The sequence below is a fragment of the Paenibacillus sp. JGP012 genome (assembly GCF_014203995.1).
GTDB lineage: Bacteria > Bacillota > Bacilli > Paenibacillales > Paenibacillaceae > Paenibacillus > Paenibacillus silvae.
The window spans coordinates 23,629-42,093 of the sequence record NZ_JACHKG010000028.1 but is presented as its reverse complement, the minus strand read 5'-3'; the positions used below and the strand labels follow the sequence as shown (position 1 = coordinate 42,093).

Here is an 18,465-nt window from a genome sequence, read left to right as displayed (position 1 = left end):
TGAGGGAAGAAACATGGAAAATAAAAAAGATCTTCGTATTCGAAGCAAGGTAATCAGTGAAGGTGCTAACCGGGTACCGAACAGAGCGATGCTGCGTGCAGTTGGTTTTCAGGATGAGGATTTTAAAAAGCCAATGATCGGAATAGCGAGTACGTGGAGTGAAGTAACACCGTGTAATATGCACATCAATGATTTAGCGGTACAAGCTAAGCAAGGCGCACGCGATAACGGGGGTGCTCCACTGATTTTTAATACGATTACCGTATCGGATGGAATCTCGATGGGGCACGGAGGGATGTTGTTCTCACTGCCAAGTCGGGAAGCTATCGCTGATTCGATTGAAATTGTGACCGGAGCCGAGCGTTTTGACGGCGTTGTTGCAATCGGTGGTTGTGACAAGAATACGCCTGCATGTCTGATGGCCATTGGACGCATGAACATTCCCTCCGTTTATGTCTATGGAGGAACCATTCAACCTGGTAATCTTGATGGTAAAAAAGTGGATATCGTTTCCGCTTTTGAAGCCGTTGGTCAATATCAAGATGGAAAAATAACAGATGAACAGCTGCATAAGGTCGAATGTAGTGTTTGCCCGGGTCCAGGGGCTTGCGGGGGCATGTATACCGCTAATACGATGGCCGCAGCTGCAGAGGCCATGGGGATGTGTTTGCCTGGTTCTTCTTCGACATCAGCGATCTCAGCGGATAAAGCATTGGAATGCGAAGCAGCCGGTAAGCAGGTCATCTCACTGCTTGAACAGGAAATCTACCCAAGAGACATTATGACGAAGAAAGCATTTGAGAATGCGATCACCGTTGTTATGGCTCTAGGGGGATCAACCAACGCATTTCTCCATCTGCTAGCTATTGCGCACTCCGTAGAAGTCGATTTAACCTTGGATGATTTTGAGCGCATTCGCTTGCGTGTTCCGCATCTGGCAGATCTGAAGCCAAGTGGCCAATATGTGATGCAGGATTTGAATGATATTGGCGGTGTTTCAGGGGTAATGAAGCTATTGCTCGCTGAAGGATTACTTCATGGGGATTGCCTCACGGTAACTGGTAAAACATTGGCGGAAAATTTAGCAGAAGCTGCTCCACTTCAGAATGATCAAGAGATTATACGACCACTCGATAATCCGCTGAAGCCAGATGGACCACTGGTTGTGCTTCGAGGAAATCTCGCTCCTGAAGGCGCTGTTGCCAAAATGTCAGGCATGAAGATACAACAGTTTTCCGGACCGACAAAGGTGTATGATAGCGAAGATGAAGCGACAGAAGCGATCATGAACGATGAAATTCAGGAAGGGGACGTATTGGTCATACGCTATTGTGGTCCGAAGGGTGGACCAGGTATGCCTGAGATGCTTTCCGTTACAGCACTCATTGTAGGAAAGGGTCTCGGCGGGAAAGTTGCTCTCATAACAGATGGTAGATTCTCTGGCGGTTCGCATGGATTTGTAGTCGGCCATGTATCACCTGAAGCACAAGTAGGCGGTCCGATCTCTTTGCTCCAAAATGGAGATATTATTACCATTAACAGTGACATCCAGGAAATTAAGGTTGAGGTGTCAGAAGAAGAGTTAACCGCTCGAGCGCAAGCATGGGTACAACCTCCACTGAAAGTAAAATCCGGTGTACTCGGCAAATATGCCAAATTAGTTTCCTCTGCTTCAAGAGGTGCAGTAACAGATTGGATGGAATAAACAAATAAAGTATGTAAAAAGATTGAATTTTTAAAACCCGTTAATCAGAAAAGATTAGCGGGTTTTTGTTGACCAGGGTGGAAATCCAGGGTCGGAATAGGCAGGTTAAAAAGATAAGATATTCCTTTTAAGGCAGGTCTCTGTCCGGGACTGTAGCGTGATGTTGCAATGTCAGAGAATTAAGTTGATGATCATTATCATTCATGTTATATTGTTCACCAGTGAACAATATATTAAAAATTGTTTAAAAACACTACATTATTAAAACAATATTTTTGTTTACAAGTAAATAAGGAGTGATCAAAGGATGACTTCAAAAGATCAAACAAAACAGTTGCTTTATGACCAATTTATCCGTTTCTTACATGTATATGAGAATCACAAGGATACAGAAATCGAGCATTTCCTAAGTGTCGCCCAGCGAGAAAGCATCGAGAAAATTCCTCAGCATTTGACCGCGGTTCATATGATAGATTGCATTGGCAAACATGAGCCTATCAATAACACCGGTATTGCCGAGGCGATGAATTTGTCCAAAGCAAGTATCACCAAAATAGGCAACAAACTGCTGGAGGAAGGATTCGTCAAACGCACAAAAATGAATGACAACAAGAAGGAGAGTTACTTCCGGCTGTCACCGCAAGGCAAAAAAATCTTTGAACTGCATGAACGTCTGCATGCACAAGAGACTGAACGCTTCTATCGTACTCTCGACAAATATTCAGAGACAGAGCTAAAAGTAATCCATCAATTTCTTCAGGACAGCAGTATAAATATTGAATCCAGATCGAACGAAGGAGAGTGAAGCATTTGAGTCTGGCGGAATTGATCAGGGCGCGCAGGAGCATTCGTAAATATAGCTCTACGCCGGTGGACCAGGAGTTAGTTGTTGAATTACTTCGCAAGGCTAATCGGCTTCAACCATTTGCTGAGGCTGGCTCGTGGCGTGTAGTATATGCCGGAACTCCAGAAGCACGCGAACGGTTGGTGGACTGCATGCTGGAGCAGATGTCACAAAGCAGGCTCGGCAAACTGATTCCTGGGAAACTTCTGGATATTTTCAAAAAGAGATTTACGGATATTCCTGTGCATCTCATTGTTATGTCGACTGTAGGACCGGATCGTCTGACCAATGACCGCAACTATGCGGCTGCCTGCGGGATGATGCAGAGCTTCCAACTGATAGGTTGGGAACATGGGTTAGGAATGCTATGGGATACAGAGTCCATGATTCTACATGAAGGTTTTTTTAAAGGAATTGGCTTGCGTGAGGATGAAAGATTTGTTGGCATTCTTCATATAGGATATTACGAGAAAGCGCCAAGAAGTCGGAAAAGAACGCCAGCCGAGCAGAAATGGACTGTCTTACGAGGGCAGTCTATATAGGAGAGGAGGATGTAAAAATGAAATTGTCAGATCTAGAAGGAGACATTCAGACTCCAAGTGAGTTTTTGGATCGACCGGTATCGCAGGAGCTAATCCTTGAATTGCTCAATCATGCCGTATGGGCGCCAAATGATGAACTACGAGAGCCGTGGCGATTTATATTTGCTGATAACCGGTATGGGGACATCATGCAGGAATTGCAGGAGAAGGCTCCCGCGTATCTTCTGGTCTTGGTGAAGGAAGAGGCGGATCAACATAAGCGGGAAGAGGACTTTGCAGCTGTCTGCTGTCTAATCCAAAATTTCCGATTGCTCGCTCACGAGCAGAGTCTAGGTGTACGCTGTACCTTGCATGACTGGATGTACGACCCGAGCCGTACTGAAATGTTTGGTGTACTGAGTAACGAGCGCATTGCTGCGGTTCTAGAATTGGGATACGGTTCAATTCCGTCGAAAGGGAATACCACGTTATCAGAGACTGAGCTTCATTTTGAACTTCTCTAGGGTGGAGAGGACTAAAACATGAACGATATTTTAAATTTTGGGATCGTTATATTAATGATGGGTTGATCCTTATTAAGCGTATTTATCAGGATACAGCTGGTTAGATTCATGAAGTTGTACAAGTTTTTAGGGCGCTCTGAAGGAAGTCAATTTTGCTGAATTTTCGTTCCAAGCCAGGAAGTTTACCGCAGGCGTGCCGGGGCACGTCAAGGGAAAGTGACGCAGCAGGGGGCGAAAAGGCGGTAAAAGAAGCACTTCAGCAGGTTTCAAGACACATCCTAAATTCTAAAGTATTTGGTTAATTCCCAATTGAGTTTAGAGGAGGTTGTCCGGATGATGGGAGGGCTGATTGCTTCTGTCGCTTGGATCGGCATGATACTAGGAATTGTTTTTATTGCATTAGGATTTGGTGAAGGAGCAAGAGGTGAAGATCGCTTCAATTGGTCGGTTGTAATAAATAAATATTTGTGTGGTGGGATATTTTTGATGGTAGAATGCGCTTATTGGTTATATAGATAATTCCATCTCTCTAAATTGGGGGCTTTTTGTTTTAAAAGACGCTTTGACTAAGGATAGGTTTAACGAGTTTACTGAAAACACTTTTACAATCGTGACGAGTTTTCACGAGCTAGCCGTGCCCCACTCATTAAAACTGCTTCTTAATCCCTAAGTAGAAGTAGAATTGCACTTTTGCTCTAGATGCGTAGCTAGCCAAAGAATGAACACGGATCTAATAACTAATGATGCATTTTAGTCACTAAATGAGGTTTTCTATTACTTTAATCAATTTTTTTGGGGAATGAACTCTATGAACACCGACGATTAGATATATATAAATCGTGAAATGAATGATTGGAGGATGCAGTTTGATGGAAGAACATCTAGAGGTGAACGAAAAACCAATATACTGTGTAAAAAAACGGGATAATGCATACATTCCCAAAGAAGTAGAGGTGACATTTGATCTAGCTCGTCTCAAGTTCGTTATGAGCTCTGGCGAAATTCAATTGAAGTTTAGTGAGATAGAGAATCCTTCATATTTGTTTTTTACTTATTTGCAGGATGAACTCGTCATTGAAGAAATTCAATCGTTTCGTAAGAGAATTGGGCACGGTCGTATCCTCCTTGAAACTCTACTTGATCTCGTTAAAATCTATAACATAAAGGTGGATGAATACAATAAGAACGCAAGTTGCAACCATTTTAAACATATTACCAAGATCAGCGGAACTATGCGAGAGGGTGGGGGGATTACACATGAGGAACTGAAGACGTTCTATCACAAATGTGGTTTTCTAAAAAATAACAGGCTACTGAAGGAAATTACATGATTCCTGTTGTGTTTGGAACATCCCGCATAGAATTTATTACTCACTTCCGAGATGGGGGGATAACTTATACCAAGAACATTTACCGAATCACCTTAAACGGAAAGTCTACAAAGATACATTTATCAATTCGAGCAGCAAGCGCCGGTGGAAATTGTACATTTTTTCGGGGAAGACCTTTAGTATGTGTATTGGAATAAACTAGCGGGGAGTGTAGAATTACAACAGATATTGTAAGCGTTTGCTTTGATTGCAGGAAGAGATGCATTCAATGAATTACCGTAATCGCCGGATAATTGAGCGCTATGCATGAAGGATTCTATTATTCCAATACAAAGGAGATGCCTTATGAATCAACAACAACAACAAATACCTAAGCCCCACCAGCCGCTCGTAACCCACATCTTCACTGCTGACCCGTCAGCCCATGTCTACGAGGGCAAAATCTACATTTATCCTTCCCATGACCTCGATCATGACGAGCCGAGCAACGATAACGGCGACCAGTATAAAATGGAAGACTATCATGTCCTCTCGATGGACAACTTCGATTCCCCGGTGGTCGATCACGGTGAAGCGTTGCATCTGAGAGATATTCCATGGGCCTCCAAGCAGCTCTGGGCACCGGATGCAGCCTATAAGAACAATACCTATTACCTGTTCTTCCCGGCACGGGACCATGACGGCATCTTCCGTCTGGGTGTGGCAACATCAGAGTCTCCGGCAGGCCCGTTCATGCCGCAGCCGAATTATATGGAAGGCAGCTTCAGCATCGATCCGGCCGTACTGGTGGATGACGACAATCAGTCATACATCTATTTCGGCGGACTCTGGGGCGGCCAGCTGGAGAAATGGCAGACCGGCAGCTTCGTGCCAGATGCAGAAGGCCCGGCTCCTGACCAGCCGGCGCTTGGACCGCAAGTTGCGCTGCTTAGCGACGACATGCTGTCCTTCCAGGGCAAGCCTGTCGAGATATCGATTGTCGATGAAGACGGGAATCCGATTCTGGCCGGCGATGAAGACCGGAGATATTTTGAAGGGCCTTGGGTGCATAAATATAACGGCTATTACTACCTGTCCTACTCTACAGGAACCACGCATAAGCTCGTATATGCGATCGGCAAGAGCCCGATGGGACCATTCACATTCAAGGGAGAGATTCTCTCTCCAGTTATCGGCTGGACAACCCACCACTCCATTGTGCAAGTTGAAGACAAATGGTATCTGTTCTATCACGACAGCTCCCTGTCTGAAGGCGTCAACCACAAGCGCTGCGTTAAATATTCCGAGCTGAAATACAACGAAGACGGAACAATCCAGAAGATCAATCCTTATCCGGATGCCGAGTAGGCTGACGGGTTAGCGGAAACAGATAAGATTACAAGATAACGCATAACATGAGGCAGCTCCTGACGGGGCTGCTTTTTTGATAGGAGGATCAGATGTGTCACTCAAACGTAAATTAGGTCAACATAACGAATAACTGTGGTAAGAATTAAGGAATCGAATTCATTCGATGTTATTTGAGGGTATATTTTATTATCAATAAATTCAATATATGTAGTTAAAACTTGATTACTCAGCAGCATTTATAAGGAATCTCTTGTAAATCGAGAATAACCATGCTTGCGCTACCAGAAGTGTACTATAATAATGGAAATTAAATGAGAGATGGTGTTTCTCAATTGAAAACGGTTTACTGTGATCTGGAAATTACGTTAGATGTCATTGGCGGAAAGTGGAGACCTCTTATTCTGTATTACTTAATAAAAGGACCTAAACGGACGGGTGAATTGAAAAGACTCATACCATCAATTTCACAGAAAATGTTAGTACAGTCGTTGAGGGAGTTGGAGAGTAATAATTTGATTAAAAGAAAAATGTATAATCAGGTACCACCAAAAGTGGAATATGCAATAACAGAAATAGGTATGTCACTTGAACCCACTTTGCGAGCTCTTTGCGATTGGGGTCAGAATTATGCAGAGAAGACATTGAACAAGGATAAATATCGGAGATTAAATATAGAATAAAATAATTTTATTTTATTCTATATTTAATCACAATTATTACTTTTAAGTTACTATATAACCTAAAAGTACGTACTAGTTCAATATTAATACATAGTACATAATAAACTTGTGACCAGGAAGAAAATTAATAAAAGGAGTGTTAGTGATGTCAACAAACAACAATCAAATAATTCTTAATATTCGTTTTAAAATAAAGCCTGGTAAGAAAGAATCATTCCGTGAAAGCCTATTTTCAATGATTAGCAACTTCAAAAGTGAACCTTCCTTTGTCAGTGCTATTGTCTCCGATGATCTTGATCATCCGGATGATCTTGTCATCTATGAGATCTGGCGGGGTACAAAAGAAAGCTGGATTCAACACGAACTAAATAAACCTTATCGTGCTGAGTATGAAGATTCACTTACCAAACTTATTGATGATCGAATCGTAAGCTGGCTTGAACCAGTCGGTGAATGGGGTAGTAGACTGACATTACTAACTTAACTAACGATAGCGCAATGATACACAAAGGCAGCTGATTAATATGATCAGCTGCTTTTTATTATTTTTCAGTAAAGTTCTTGTCCCGAGCTAAGGACCAGAACATGTCCCCATTACTGATTAGATGGACGCCTTATCAGGTTTTACAGCTTTCTCATTTTACTAACGGGCATGTAATTTCCAAATATATGGTATTAACGAGACAGACAAGACCAAAGTGATCTAGGTTAGGAAGTTTGACTTTGGCGGGCATAATTCCGCTTTACATATCCGAAAATATGACAGTGAATAGAAAGATCCGCTTAGGACCCCGGTGAAGCTGGGGCCTTTTATTTCCTGCACGGCTTGATTGACCCGCCAAATCGCAGCTAGATCACAACGGCTGAATTTTTTAATTTCAAATCAAACTTTTTGAGCAACTCGCCCGTCTTGCTTCCGTAAGGCAATTGCAATTGATGGTTACCCGCGCGGGCCCAAAGGAGTGTCTCATTAAATGAAAGTCGGCCGGAAGCTGGAAAAGCTTCTCATCCAATGCATCACCGAAAACCAGGAAAGGGCGTATCGACTAGCTTACAGCTATGTCCGCAACAAAGAGGATGCTCTCGACATCGTACAGGATGCCATCCACAAAGCGTTCATGTCCATCGAAAACCTGAAGAATACGGGTTCATTAAAAAGCTGGTTTTTTCGCATCATCGTGACAACGTCACTGGATTTCATACGAAAACAGAAAAAAGTCCAGCTCATGGACGAAGAAAAACTGGAGGTTGTGCTTCCAAACAGCCAAGACCATTATACTGATCTGGATCTGGCAAGATCACTGAAGGAGCTGCCGGACAAATACCGAATCTTGATAATCCTCCGCTTTTTTGAAGATATGAAGTTTGAAGAAATTGCAGAGGTGCTTAACGAGAATCTGAATACCGTGAAAACAAGGCTATATCAAGGACTGCAGAAGCTTCGGGTGTACATGAGCGAGGAAGATCAAGAGGAGGAGAAACGATAATGAATGACAAGCTGAATAGGATGAGGCGGGAGTATGAGTCCATTCCTATTCCCGATGAATTAAATGAGATGGTAAACAGAACGATCGCCTCCCGGCGAACAAAAATAAAGGCCATGCCCTGGCTCGTAAGCGTTGCGGCTGCTTGTATCCTACTGTCTGTCGGCGTAAATACCAGCCCTGCCTTCGCCAAGGCGCTGTCTGAAGTGCCGGTGCTCGGGCAGATTGTGAAGGTGATCACCATCCGGGAATATACCGAACAGAACGAAAACACTGATGTAAATCTTAAAACGCCCGGCATTGCCGGCAACGGTGATCCTGAACTGGAGCAGTCCCTAAATACCAAATATTTAGAGGAAAACAAGAAGCTGTATGAGGGCTTCAAGGATGAAGTAGCCCATATGGAAAAAGGTGGGAAATGGCACCTCGGACTGGAAAGCGGCTATGAAGTCGTCACCGATACGGATCGGCTGCTGACCATTTCTCGTTATGTCGTCGAATCAGCCGGGTCCTCCGCAGAATCCCGCAAATACGATACGATCGATAAAGTCAACCAGATCGTCATCACGCTGTCGAGCCTCTTCAGCGATGATCGCTATATTCAAGGGATCAGCGACAATATTAAAGAGCAAATGCGTCAGCAGATGAAGGACGACCCGAGCAAGGTTTACTGGGTTCAGCAGCCGGGGATCAAGCCGGATATACCGAAGGAGGACCTGTTCCGCAGCATCGCGAAGAACCAGAATTTCTACATTAATCAGGACGGCAAGCTGGTCATCAGCTTCATTGAATATGACGTAGCACCTGGCTACATGGGCGTTGCCCAGTTTACGATTCCGACGGAGGCGATCCAGGACTTGCTCGTCAGCAACGAGTATATCCAATAAGAGCCGTTTAGCTCCGTACAATCGCTCTTTGGTGCACTATGCGTGGGCGCACTTGGTAGATCAACCATATGAGCCCCACGTAAGAGAGCAGAAAATCACCTTGGGCGAGCCCAGCTCGGTAATAATTCGAATCTAACAACCACTGTACGACTAAATATTTATTAATCATTAGGAGGAAATTACAATGAAAACGATGCAATATACAACAAAATGGACCAAAACCTTGGCTGTCGCCGGCATGGCAAGCATTCTGATGGTGTCCGCTTCCGGGTTTTCTTCTGTACATGTCCACGCACAGGTCCTGGCCGCTTCCGACAACGGACAGATTATGGCTCCCGCTCTTGGCGCGAAGATGGTTATAAGCAAGAAGCTTAATTCATCTGAGAAATGGCTAAAGGCAGATATCACCATTCCCGTATTCCAAGGACTTGCAGACACTAAATATCAGGATCAGCTGAACGATATCATTGAATCCCATGCCTCCAAGGATCTTGCAAGATGGGGAAAGGAGGCCGCTGAAGCAGCATCGCTCCGGGATCAACCGGCACGCCGGAATTTGCCGTGAAGCTCCCGGACCAGAAAGAAGTACACGGAGCAGTACAATCGATCATTCCTTCCAGCCAGCATTACATCGGCAAAAACGGCAAGCCAATGGTGCCTTTAGCCAGCGTACTGCGCCAGCTGAATTTGAAGGCCATCCAAGACAAGCAAGGTCAGATCACGATCTCCCACGCAGGAAATTAAAAACGCGCTGTTCTCCTTTGCTGCACGCCCTCATATTCGATTATAGCAAAAGGCCGCCCGCAATCATTTGCGCCCGCGGCCTTTATTCTTTTTTCTCGGCTTAATTAACCCACCAAATCACAATGGCTGCAATTTCTTATTGCAAATCAAACTTTTCGAACAACTCGCCCGTCTTGCTTCCGTAAGGCAAGTGCAATTGAAGGTTACCCGCACGGACTCAAAGGATTTTCTAATTAAATTAGATGGTGGACAGAACGATCGCCTCACGGCGAACTTTTCTATTAATTTTATGTAAAAACAAGTTCAAAGATTAATAGCTAGCACAATAAAAGAGATGATAGGAAGTGGAAAGGCTTTGAAATCACATCATGAATCAACAAAAGTGTACGGAAGTGCAATTCGCGGTGGAAGTCGCAAACGAAGAAGAAAAATACGTTATGGGAAGTTAAGTTTGGTGCTTATGGGTTTGATTCTCCTTGTCATGGGGATTACGTATGCATTCAGCGGTATGGCACATTGGATAAAGACGATGGCTGCACCTCCGCCCATTTCTGTTATTAAAAAGCCTGTTCAATTAGGGCTAATTCAGGGTTCGCCAGACTCAAAAGAGCAGCCAACTAGATTTTTGGGCCAAATCAGTAAAGTGGCGTATATTACCTTTGATGATGGACCTAGCAAATACACGGGGCAGTTGTTGGACATTATGAACCAGTATGATGCTAAAGCTACTTTTTTTATGGTTGGAGAGAATCTGGATTACTACTCGGAAGCGGTGAAGCGTGAAGAGCTCTTGGCAATTATGCTGATGAATTAATGAATTTATTTTATGAAATCGATGAAGAGTTGGAAGAACTGTTCACCTTTATTTTAAAGGTATGATGTTCTTTAAACAGGAAAAACATCATCAACATGTCCGGATCCAGACGTTTAACAAAAAGAACAAGATTCATTAATCTGCACTAAAGATAGGAGTACTTATAGAGATCAGAGAGGTTAACCAAGATTTTCTGCCTGTCGGATTGTCTAGGAACAAGATAGCAATCAAAATACCAAAGCTCAGTAAAAAATTAAAGAAAGTGAAAGGTTTTAGACAAGTTAATGACTATTACTTCCTAATGGATCGTTTGAGTGAGCTTAAGCCAAGGCGTTCACTTATTTTCCTATGGAAAATTCGAGCAAAGAGGCAATCCTAAGTAGAGAAAGTTTAAATAAGAAAATGCAACGGGATAGCATGTTTTTAATAAGAGCTCGTGCGTTTGGGTTGTGTGGAAGATATATAAAAGTAATTCAATGATATCTCGACAATAAAAAAGCGGGGATGTTAAAAAATGAGCAGCCGACGTAGTTACAAACTGCTCATTTTTTTATGAATGTAGGTTAGATCAGAGCAGGTTATCTTAATACCGTTTCTGCTTTAACTTTTTAAGGTTGTACAATTCTATCTAAAAAATAGTTCTGTACCCATTCCCATCCCTCATATTTATAACTATATACATATAAATAATTCATGCCTTCAACATTTAAACTTTCTGTGCCACCATATACAATATCACCGTATACATGAGAGCCAACATTTACTCCTGTTGGTGAAGGAGTTTTTCATTAGCAATTACTGGGGTATTTAATGGTAAAAATGCTGTGTTTACATCTTCAGCCGCAAAGGCTCCTGAAACAGGGAGTAACGTAGTGGTAATTAGAGAAATGACGAGAAATTTTCTTAACATGTAACCATATACTTAGTTTTTTTTTGTAAATAAAACTAATTTTTACATATTCAATGTATCATTTTATTCTTTCAGACTCTGTTACAATATTCATTGACAAATTCTACTCCGTGGAGATATGCCGAGGGATAAGAACATAGTCCGATTACCAATCAGATATGTGTCAAAATAAAACACTATATAGAGGCGAGTGGGCTTTAACTTGGGTCAATAACGCTAAAGGGAAATACTTAATCTAGGGAAAGGGATGAAATATTTGTTTACTAAGATACGAATTGTATCTTATAATCCTCTTAAAGATACATATAGTATCTTATAAAATCGCACAAGTAATGTAAGGCTGCGCGCATCTTGATTCAGTTTTTGTAGAAAGGAGAGGACAACCGATGGAAACGAAAAAAACGCCTTGGCAGGCACCGGAATTAGAGGTGCTGGATGTGCAGCAAACGATGGCTGGCTATGGATTCAGGCAAATTGATTGGCTCGAAGAACATGATGCAGACCTATATGATCCAACATCCTGATAACCATACTTCAAATTGAAAATCGTATTCTTGCTCAAAAGGTCGCCTGTGGGCGGCTTTTTCGATGTGAGAGAGGAGTGATCATTTTCAATACTTCTAAACAAACGATGCCTCATAAATTCAATGATCGCTTTAGCAAACTTGGAATTTATGGCGTCCAAGGAGTCTTTATTATTCTGTTCCTACTGTTAAGCCCTGTCTACTATTTGAACAAATGGGACTTTAAACGTCACAAAAAGCGGAAGCCTTTCTACACCAGTAAATTAGTTCGATTGCAAGAGCGTTATCCGATTTTCTACGAATTAGCCATGTACGTTCAAAACTTCCCTATTCCTCATAATGTCTACAAAGTTTTACCCCCTTTAAGGGGCGATGTTCTTCAGGTGGGCTGTGGTACAGGTTTATTGAACAAGTATCTTCGCAAGCAGAAGGATATTCGTTTTCTCAATATGGATCCGAATTTAAATGCGCTGAAACTTGGAAAGAAGTGGGGAAGGTTTAATTCCTATATCCATGCCTTCATTGATAAGCCGACTTCTTTACCTGATCATAGCTGCGATATGATTTTGTTTGCACGAAGCTTTCATCACATTCGTCATCACAAAAAAGCCTTCATTGAGAGCTCCAGAGTGTTACGTGACGGTGGATCTATCATTATTGCGGACCCGGTTATTCTCAAGTCTCTTTCAGGTTCTGCAACGGACGGTGGTTATATGGCGAACTCTTCGATTGATGGTGTAATTTGGAGATTTACCAAAGAAACATTAATTACTCACATCGAGCGCTGTCTTCCTCCTGAATTAAAGATTGAATCCGTAACCGAAACGAGACAAGTGCATGTAACGAATTACAATTTATTTGTGCCTCAGACAGATATCGTAGTGGTACTCCGGAAAAGAGAGGCTGTATAACAATGACAACTAAATTTATTTATGGTGTTTGAAATCTGCAGCATTACTCAATGTTTATCCGTTGCTCAGCCAGAAACATGTCTTGCGGATAATATAGCTAGGTACCTCTCCACAGAGGTGCCTTGTTTTGTTTATGATAATGTTCAGCTACTAAATCATGATTTTGAAATATAACAATTAGTTCAGATATAAAATGGTTAACAGCGTTTACACTGTAATCGTCACCTTTGGTGTAGTCTTTGGTGTAGTGATAGGGTCCACTGTTGGAGGCTTGGCCATTGTGTCGGTTATAGTCTGGTAGCACCGATCTGGTCGAGTTCAACATTTTAATATTAGGTCAGCCAGAATTTTTTTGGTTGGCTAGAGTTCCTGATTAGAGTATAAGTTAGCCGCTGTATGGACTTCTCCATCTAAAGGTTTAAACAGTTGGACATCTGATAAAGAATGCTTTAGCGCCTGCTTTTTCAAAAGGTTGCATCTCCCCATAAACTTTATGATTTTATAATCAATTGGTTATATAAAGCCTAGTTCATATATATTATAATACGGCACGTTAAGCGCTTACAGCGCGGGCTCTAAGAAATTGTTGCGAAGGGGTCTTTTCTTTGAAAGGTTAGAATTATGTTAAGGATGGTGGTGCCAAGATGGATTATAACCGCTTAAATTAACAGAACTAACTAGTCAGCCGACTTTTCAAATGCATAACAAAAAAGAGAGGATGACGAACAAATGAAAAAACGCAGTGCTTTAATCTCCATCGTTACACTCCTTATTATGTCACTTGTTTTTACTGCATGTGGTAATCCTTCTGGTTCAAAAACGGAAACACAGCAATTAGGAGCTAATGCCGGTGAGAATGCAACAGAATTATCATTTTGGACATTCGTAGATTTGCACGGCAAGCATTTGGATAAAATGCTGGGGCTATGGAATCAACAGAACCCAGACAAACAGATTAAGTTGAATGTAACGGTTATGCCTTACGATGATATGCACAACAAGCTCTTATTGGCAGTTACAAGCGGAAAAGGTGCTCCTGATATCGCGGATATCGAGCTTGGTAAATTCCCTAAATTCTTGGAAGGTGACAACGTTCCCCTGGAATCTTTGAATGATGTATATGCGCCATACAAAGACGCTGTTGTTCCTTCACGTGTCGAGATTTACTCCAAAGCCGATCAGGTTTATGGCTTTGATTATCACGTAGGTGCTACGCTTGCTTTTTACAACACTGAAATTCTCGAACAAGCAGGTGTTGACTACAAGACCATCAAAACGTGGGAAGATTACAAACAAGCAGGTATCCAGGTTTACGAAAAGACTGGCAAGTACTTAGGTACTGCTGATACGTCAGCTTCGTTCCAAGCATCGCTGCTACTAGCTCAGCAAAATGCTGATTTTACAGATGAAAATGGTAATCCAAAAGTGAATTCGCCTGAAATGATTAAAGCGCTTGAAATGTTAGTCGATCTGCAGAAGAACAATGTTATTCATACGATCCCTGGCGGACAACCCGACACAGAAGAAGCAAAAGGCGAATATAACAAAGGCAACTACGCAAGTGCATTAATGCCTGAGTGGTACATGTCCCGCTTTGTAAACGAAATGAAAGACCTTAAAGGGAAGTATGCAATAGCTCCATTGCCTGTATTCGAAGAAGGTAACCCTCGTTCCGTTGGCTTAGGCGGTACTGGCACAGTGGTTACTAAAAATGGTAAAGACGTTCAGTTGGCAAAAGAATTTGTAGCCTTTGCTAAGCTTTCGAAAGAAGCTACTACTGAAATCTGGAATACACTTGGATTTGACCCAATCAACATGGAAGTATGGAAAGATGATGCAGTTACGAAAAACCCTGAAAATGAATACGTCCAATACTTTAAAACAAATGCATTTGATACTTTGAATAAAATCAAGGACGAAATTAGAGTGATAAAGTCCGTTAAAGCTTCACCAACCATCGGCAATATATTCAATACGGTTACTTTGAATGCGATCTTTGAAGATGGCCAAGACGTGAAGGAAGCATTGGATGAAGCACAAGCAGCAATTGAACAAGAATTGAAATAAATATAACTAGTAAATGATTCAATTAAACCTGTTGGCAGGTATAGTGGTCGGCAGGTTTAACCATAGTCAAGGGAGATTGAGAATATGATAAAGAAATTTGTATACTCTCAAAAAGTTGCGCCTTATGTTTTTGTATTGCCATTTATACTCATATTTTTGATCTTCTGGTTGTATCCGCTTGTAAATTCATTCGTAATGAGTTTTCAAGATCGGATGCTGGGACAGGATCCTAAATGGATTGGTGAAGCGAATTATTCGAAATTACTTACTGATAAAGTGTTTTTGACATCTATTAGAAATAGCGTTGTGTACATGTTAGGAACTTTAGTGCTGTTGATTCCCTTTCCCATGTTATTTGCCGTTATGATCAACAGTAAGTTAATGGTGGGAAGAGAGTTTTTTAAATCTTCGTTCTTTCTCCCTGCCTTGACATCTGTCGCAGTTGCGGGGACCATTTTCCGTCTTACATTCGGTGAAATGGAAGGTTCATTAATGAACAGTTTCCTGGGTCTATTTGGCGTAGAGCCTATTAAATTTTTGAAAGACGAAGCATGGAGTATGGCGGCACTGTTAATCCTCGCATGTTGGAGATGGACGGGCGTTAATATACTTTACTATCTATCCGGTTTGAAAAGCATTGACAATGAATATTATGAGGCTGCTTCAATTGACGGGGCATCTGCTTGGCAGAAGTTTAGAATGATCACAATGCCATTATTGAAGCCGACCACGGTATATGTTACCACAATTAGTGTTTATGCAGGTTTAGCCATGTTTACCGAGAGTCTGATGATGTTCAACGGTAACAAATCACCCCAAAATATTGGTTTAACCATTGTTGGATACCTATATAGACAAGGGATTGAGCAGAATAAGCTGGGTTACGCAGCTGCAGTTGGTATCATTCTGTTAGTCATTGCTATGGTTATCAATTTAACACAGTTGAAATTTAGTGGAATGTTCAAAAAGGAGGAGGATTAAAGTGGGCAGAAGTCAGACGAGGAGTGATTTCATCTCTAGAATAGTAATTATTTGTTTATTCATTATACTATTCGTTATAATTATGATTCCATTCTATGCAGTGGCCCTGTCTTCCTTTAAACCAGGTGAATCATTAGTTAGATATGGTCTTAACCTAAGTTTGGATTTTGAAATCATGAGTTTTGATAATTTCATCTTTCTGTTTACTGGAGAACATGATTATTTTGTGTGGTTTTGGAATAGTATGATTTTAACAATCGTTCAAGTGGTTTTAACACTTTTTGTAAGCGCATTTGTTGCATATGGTTTTGCAGCATATCATTTTAAAGGTAAGAACTTCCTCTTTATATGTGTTTTGCTCATTATGATGGTGCCTTTCGAAATACTGCTGGTTCCTTTATACAGCCTAATTAATGATTTGGGAATGGTGAATAGCTATTCGGCAATCATTCTGCCGGGTATAGCTAATGCCGCGACAATATTTTTCTTCAGGCAATATCTAAGAAGCATACCCAAAGAGATTATTCAATCTGGGCGGGTTGATGGCGCAAATGAATATGCGATTTATTTCAGACTAATTATGCCGATTATGAAGCCATCCTTTGCGGCAATGGCTATTTTGAATGGGATGAATAGCTGGAATAATCTGTTGTGGCCATTCATGGTGCTCGGAGATCAGAGTAAATATACACTTCCAATCGGTTTGAAAACGTTGTTAACTCCTTATGGCAATAACTATGACCTATTGATCGTGGGCTCCTTCTTCTCCATCGTTCCAATTTTCATACTATTCATTGCTTTTCAGAAATATTTCATAGACGGTATGACTGCAGGCGCTGTTAAAGGGTAATATATATTATGATGAAACAGGTGATATCGGATTGAAATCTGTATAGCCCACAACCTTGAGGAGCTTGTTACTTCAACTCCTGTAGTGGTCCGTACCGAATGGGAAAGCTTCGCCCTCGATGCCACGACCTTTGAGCATAATGGCAGCCGTTATTACGTATTTGTGTTTCACGCAAGGCTGACGGCAGACCCGATTTCCGCAGCTCTGTTGAAGCATTTGCACGTTCTTTACATTGAACGAGTGTCCCAACAAGGTTGGTTGATGGATTCTTAGTTCGTTTATCCAACTTACCAAAGAGAGACAGTAAGAACATCGAAGGCACGCTACTGGGTGCCTTCGATTTCGCTTTACAGATAGATAATACGCTGAACCGTATCATAAGGGCACAGGGTAGTTTAACAAATAAGTCGAAGAGTTGAGTGGGACTAACCTTGCTACATAAAAGTGCTAAATGAACTATGGAAAGAAGAGAGCGAGGTTCCGCCACACGTTGCCTTTGGCAATATACTGAATCCGTATTTAATCAACCTACTTAAATTAACCAAAAGTGAGCGAAAAAAACTTGTGATAATTTTGGGGGTTATCGAACAAATGGCTTTAAGTAATGATGTTGATGTTCGAAATGTTGTAAGTGTATCAGTTATGGCTCGGTTAGGCGGCGACGGAACAACAGTTTTGACTAACGCTTTGAAATATCTAGGGGAACAAACAAAAGTGTGAGGCGAGTTATGGATGGAAGAAGAGAAGTTCCATGTCGAGGGGTGTCGGAGGACAAGAACATATTCCCATTGAAGTTGCTAATTTAGCGGCTTTTTTATTTTATCGGTACAAGTTCTTGTCCCGAGCCAAGGACAAGAACTTGTACCGATTGCCGATTAGGTTAATATCTAATTGTTAATTTGCCTGTTAATTCATTAAAATAACGGGCAGGTGGTTTAACATGAAAGCTCGCTAGTATAGAATTGTCGCGGGTCAAGAACATTGTGTCATTGCGGATTAGATTGTTATCTAAATCTTATCATGACAGAAATAGTACGGTGGGACAAGGATCGAATCATTCTCTGCAGAGAAAAAATCTGTTCCATTATAAAGAAAATGGAAGAAAGGTTTCACTGCCAAGTATAGATATTTGATCAGTTTCATTAAACTAATCTTTATATTTACTGGGGACAAAGAGAAAACAGTGTGGGCAACATGAAGTTTTAAAGGAGATCCAGTTAAATGCACAGAAAAACCTTCGGAATACAAACTGTAATAAAAATCTGTTCAATAGACGACCATTTTATCAATACTTCTTTACAATAATTTCTGATCTTATAGAATACAAAGCCCAAGTAT

General features: G+C 41.5%; 20 protein-coding genes. All 20 read left to right on the top strand.

Going from position 1 to position 18,465, the window contains the following annotated elements; genetic code table 11:
• Positions 1-13 precede the first annotated feature (13 nt).
• The 20 genes from ilvD (at position 14) to HNR77_RS29995 (ending at position 17,847) form a co-directional block, all read left to right on the top strand.
• Positions 14-1,705, top strand: a complete 1,692-nt coding sequence (gene ilvD, locus HNR77_RS24055) for a dihydroxy-acid dehydratase (protein ID WP_184189951.1) — start codon at positions 14-16, stop codon at positions 1,703-1,705.
• Between the two features lie 307 nt (positions 1,706-2,012).
• Positions 2,013-2,510, top strand: coding sequence for a MarR family transcriptional regulator (locus HNR77_RS24050; protein WP_184189949.1), 498 nt, complete (start codon positions 2,013-2,015; stop codon positions 2,508-2,510).
• A gap of 5 nt (positions 2,511-2,515) precedes the next feature.
• A complete protein-coding gene (locus tag HNR77_RS30450) occupies positions 2,516-3,091 on the top strand; it encodes a nitroreductase family protein (RefSeq protein WP_184189947.1) in 576 nt (191 codons plus the stop codon).
• A 17-nt stretch (positions 3,092-3,108) separates the two neighbouring features.
• Positions 3,109-3,594: a nitroreductase family protein gene (locus HNR77_RS30445; RefSeq protein ID WP_184189946.1), complete on the top strand. Its 486-nt coding sequence runs from the start codon at positions 3,109-3,111 to the stop codon at positions 3,592-3,594.
• Positions 3,595-3,927: 333 nt separating this feature from the next.
• Positions 3,928-4,113 (top strand): hypothetical protein, encoded by a 186-nt coding sequence (locus tag HNR77_RS24035; protein ID WP_184189944.1) that lies wholly within the window; start codon positions 3,928-3,930, stop codon positions 4,111-4,113.
• 350 nt (positions 4,114-4,463) lie between these two features.
• Positions 4,464-4,925, top strand: a complete 462-nt coding sequence (locus tag HNR77_RS24030) for a hypothetical protein (protein WP_184189942.1) — start codon at positions 4,464-4,466, stop codon at positions 4,923-4,925.
• A gap of 345 nt (positions 4,926-5,270) precedes the next feature.
• Positions 5,271-6,272 (top strand): glycoside hydrolase family 43 protein, encoded by a 1,002-nt coding sequence (locus HNR77_RS24025; RefSeq protein ID WP_184189941.1) that lies wholly within the window; start codon positions 5,271-5,273, stop codon positions 6,270-6,272.
• A gap of 335 nt (positions 6,273-6,607) precedes the next feature.
• Entirely contained in the window at positions 6,608-6,955 is a 348-nt protein-coding gene (locus tag HNR77_RS24020; RefSeq protein WP_397367473.1) for a winged helix-turn-helix transcriptional regulator, read from the top strand.
• 145 nt (positions 6,956-7,100) lie between these two features.
• Positions 7,101-7,439: a putative quinol monooxygenase gene (locus HNR77_RS24015; protein WP_111270875.1), complete on the top strand. Its 339-nt coding sequence runs from the start codon at positions 7,101-7,103 to the stop codon at positions 7,437-7,439.
• A 490-nt stretch (positions 7,440-7,929) separates the two neighbouring features.
• Complete coding sequence (locus HNR77_RS24010) at positions 7,930-8,442, top strand: RNA polymerase sigma factor SigV (RefSeq protein WP_184189937.1); 513 nt, start codon at positions 7,930-7,932, stop codon at positions 8,440-8,442.
• Positions 8,442-9,326, top strand: a complete 885-nt coding sequence (gene rsiV, locus HNR77_RS24005; protein WP_184189935.1) for an anti-sigma-V factor RsiV — start codon at positions 8,442-8,444, stop codon at positions 9,324-9,326. Before HNR77_RS24010 ends, rsiV begins: the two co-directional genes overlap by 1 nt.
• 184 nt (positions 9,327-9,510) lie before the next feature.
• On the top strand, positions 9,511-9,891 hold the full coding sequence (locus HNR77_RS24000; protein WP_184189933.1) for a polysaccharide deacetylase family protein: 381 nt from the start codon (positions 9,511-9,513) through the stop codon (positions 9,889-9,891).
• A complete protein-coding gene (locus HNR77_RS23995; RefSeq protein ID WP_184189931.1) occupies positions 9,888-10,070 on the top strand; it encodes a hypothetical protein in 183 nt (60 codons plus the stop codon). Before HNR77_RS24000 ends, HNR77_RS23995 begins: the two co-directional genes overlap by 4 nt.
• 355 nt (positions 10,071-10,425) lie before the next feature.
• The gene (locus tag HNR77_RS23990; RefSeq protein WP_397367470.1) at positions 10,426-10,884 is read left to right on the top strand and encodes a polysaccharide deacetylase family protein; all 459 of its coding nucleotides are present in this window, start codon (positions 10,426-10,428) and stop codon (positions 10,882-10,884) included.
• A gap of 1,296 nt (positions 10,885-12,180) precedes the next feature.
• Positions 12,181-12,318: a paeninodin family lasso peptide gene (locus tag HNR77_RS23985; protein ID WP_184189929.1), complete on the top strand. Its 138-nt coding sequence runs from the start codon at positions 12,181-12,183 to the stop codon at positions 12,316-12,318.
• A 272-nt stretch (positions 12,319-12,590) separates the two neighbouring features.
• Entirely contained in the window at positions 12,591-13,229 is a 639-nt protein-coding gene (locus tag HNR77_RS23980) for a class I SAM-dependent methyltransferase (RefSeq protein WP_221443984.1), read from the top strand.
• A 729-nt stretch (positions 13,230-13,958) separates the two neighbouring features.
• Positions 13,959-15,296 (top strand): ABC transporter substrate-binding protein, encoded by a 1,338-nt coding sequence (locus HNR77_RS23975; RefSeq protein ID WP_184189926.1) that lies wholly within the window; start codon positions 13,959-13,961, stop codon positions 15,294-15,296.
• Positions 15,297-15,380: 84 nt separating this feature from the next.
• The gene (locus HNR77_RS23970) at positions 15,381-16,277 is read left to right on the top strand and encodes a carbohydrate ABC transporter permease (RefSeq protein ID WP_184189924.1); all 897 of its coding nucleotides are present in this window, start codon (positions 15,381-15,383) and stop codon (positions 16,275-16,277) included.
• 31 nt (positions 16,278-16,308) lie between these two features.
• Positions 16,309-17,127: a carbohydrate ABC transporter permease gene (locus HNR77_RS23965; RefSeq protein ID WP_397367483.1), complete on the top strand. Its 819-nt coding sequence runs from the start codon at positions 16,309-16,311 to the stop codon at positions 17,125-17,127.
• 444 nt (positions 17,128-17,571) lie between these two features.
• Positions 17,572-17,847 carry a DUF7674 family protein gene (locus HNR77_RS29995; protein WP_221443983.1) on the top strand — a complete coding sequence of 92 codons (276 nt, stop codon included), beginning with the start codon at positions 17,572-17,574 and terminating at the stop codon, positions 17,845-17,847.
• Positions 17,848-18,465: the final 618 nt, after the last annotated feature.